This window comes from Neglectibacter sp. X4 (genome assembly GCF_009917365.1).
Classification (GTDB): Bacteria; Bacillota; Clostridia; order Oscillospirales; family Acutalibacteraceae; genus Acutalibacter.
In genome coordinates, this window is the sequence record NZ_QWLE01000129.1 from 1 (window position 1) to 2532 (window position 2532).

Sequence of the window (2532 nt, forward strand, 5' to 3'; positions counted from 1 at the left end):
TCTCGTAAATCCGCTTCAGACATACACTTCCGGGCAAGGTGTAGTTCTACCTTTTTAGGGTCAATACGCATGGTTTAACCTCACTTTCTGTTCTGATATGTTAATTTTCAAGGTGCATTGTGGTTTCCCACGACAGCGCCGGGGCGCTGTTTCGGCCCGGAACCACCGGGGCCATCATCAGGCGGGGACTTCTCTTGTGACAATCTCATTGTTTCGGTACACGGGGCCGCTTCCTGTCCAGCGGTATTGAGTGTTCCAGCTAATCACACCCTCCAAGCCCATAGTGGCTTCATTCACGTTTTTGGCCCAAACCTCAAGGTTGATTCTCTCGCCGGTCTTGATGTGCTGAATGCCAACGCTGAAAAGCTGTTCAGTCATGGTTAAACCTCCAATTCTGCGATAATCGCAACGTAATCATATTTTGTTTCCAGGTATGCGGCTTCCAGTTGGGCATCTTCCAGGGTGTCAAATTCCCGCTGGTGCTGGTTGCCTTCATGGTCGTTCCATTCCACAATGAACACGGTGGGCGGCTCCCTCCTTTTTACTTTTCAATCAGATTATCTATGTTCCGTTCGAGAACTTTTATGTTCTGTTCTTAATATACCAGATTATATTTGTTCTGTCAAGCCCTAAAATAGAATTTTTTTGTTCTGGACATTTTAAGGTAAACGTGCTATCCTTTAAAATGGAGGTGATTATAATGCCCGTGGGTGATCGTATCCGTGCTATACGCACAGAACGGGGACTTACTCAAAAAGAACTTGGTGAACTTTGCGGTATGGCTGATTCTGCAATTCGGCGCTATGAATCCAACAGAGGTAATCCCACACAGAAAACCTTGCTGAAAATTGCTAAAGCCCTGGATGTTCATTTGCGGGATTTGTCAGACAGTTCATGGTTGGAAGAAATTGACCGACAGTACCCCACAGCGGGGGAAGAATACGCCCGGTACAAGGCAGTAAACAAGTATCTGGAAGAAATGGGGTTCACTATTTCCGAGCGTCCAATTAAGTTGCGAGATGAAGAAGTGGACGATGAAGGGCATACGGCGAAAATCCCGGATGAATGGGAAATCATTCTTTCCAAAGACGGACACACCGCCACATTCACGGACGCAGAATTTGAAGAACTGCAAGCCGGGGCCAAAGAAGCCATTGAAGGAAAGTTCTACAAAAAGGTTCTGGAACAGCAAAAGAAATAACCCCGTCACAGGCCCACAGACGGCCCATAGAGCGGGGTTAGAGGGAAGGGGGTATCAAGTGACCACCACGGCGATAAAACGCCGTAGAACGGCCCACAGAGGGCAAAACAAAAAGAATCCCCACGGCGGCAACCGTAGGGATTCCGAAAGCACCCACCACAAGAAACCTACCAAAGAATCAAGGGTGGACAGGTACATTATAGCACCTGCCCTTGGTTCAGCGCAACCACTTTTGAAAGGGACAGGTGATATTTTTTGAAATTGCCGAATAATTACGGCTCCATATCGAAGCTGTCAGGCAACCGCCGCCGTCCGTATGTCGTGCGGAAAGAGGGCCGGATCATTGGATATACAGCTTCCAGGGAAGAAGGGCTTGCTTTGCTGGCCCAATACAACACCAATCCGTGGGACGTAGACCGGGCTAAAATAACGCTGGGTGGATTGTTCGACCTCTGGAAAGAAAAGAAGGCCCCAAAGCTGGGCAAGGCCAACCAGGACAGTTTGCGGGCGGCATTCAAGCACTGTTCAGCCCTCTGGAACCGGCCCTATAAGGAAATCAAAGCGTTTGAAATGCAAGATACCATAGATGGGTGTGGGCGTTCCTATGCAACACAGGGGGCAATCAAGAACCTATGGACACACCTTGACAAGTTCGCCCTGGAACTGGACATTATAACCCGCTGTTACTCCGATCTGCTGACCAGCACAGCGGCCCCGCCCACATCCCGGACGGTGTTCACACCAGGGGAAGTGCAAACGCTTTGGGAACACGCCGGGGAACCGTGGGTTGACACGGTGCTGATTTTCGTATACAGTGGGTGGCGCATCTCTGAACTGCTGGCACTCACCCCGGAAGATGTTGACTTGGAAGCCGGGACGATGAAGGGCGGCACCAAAACGGCGGCGGGGAAAAACAGGGTGATCCCGATCCACTCCAAGATTAGGCCCCTTGTGGAAGTACGCCTTGCCGAAGGTGGCCCCCGGTTGATCTGCTATGAGGGGAAGCCGGTTCCGGTGACTACATACCGCCTTTTCTGGCGGGACATTATGAAGCGGCTGAAAATGTCCCACGTCCCCCATGAGTGCCGACACACGTTTGAAACCCGCCTGGACAGCGCCGGGGGAAATCGCCGTTGCATTGACCTTCTTATGGGCCATGTTTCCAAAGATACCGGCAACAGGGTTTACAATCATAAGACGCTGGCAGAACTTCAAGCAACGGTTGAACTTCTCACGATTTAAGGGTTGAACTGTAACAAATTTGCAACACGGCCCCCGGAAACCCTTGAAATATCAAGGCTTCCGGGGGTATAATCTTTATGGTATAATAA

4 protein-coding genes are annotated in these 2532 nt (G+C 50.3%); 2 read left to right on the forward strand and 2 right to left on the reverse strand.

The features are described 5' to 3' along the window. Window positions 1-177: 177 nt before the first annotated feature. Together D1841_RS16955 and D1841_RS16960 are read right to left on the reverse strand one after the other, a co-directional pair. Window positions 178-378: a hypothetical protein gene (locus tag D1841_RS16955; protein WP_160266306.1), complete on the reverse strand. Its 201-nt coding sequence runs from the start codon at window positions 376-378 to the stop codon at window positions 178-180. Window positions 379-380: 2 nt separating this feature from the next. Next, complete coding sequence (locus D1841_RS16960) at window positions 381-521, reverse strand: hypothetical protein (protein ID WP_160644822.1); 141 nt, start codon at window positions 519-521, stop codon at window positions 381-383. Window positions 522-700: 179 nt separating this feature from the next. Between D1841_RS16960 and D1841_RS16965 the strand changes: the two genes are divergently transcribed. Then, window positions 701-1201, forward strand: a complete 501-nt coding sequence (locus tag D1841_RS16965; RefSeq protein ID WP_160644824.1) for a helix-turn-helix domain-containing protein — start codon at window positions 701-703, stop codon at window positions 1199-1201. 255 nt (window positions 1202-1456) lie between these two features. Further along, complete coding sequence (locus D1841_RS16970) at window positions 1457-2443, forward strand: tyrosine-type recombinase/integrase (protein WP_160644826.1); 987 nt, start codon at window positions 1457-1459, stop codon at window positions 2441-2443. Window positions 2444-2532 lie beyond the last annotated feature (89 nt).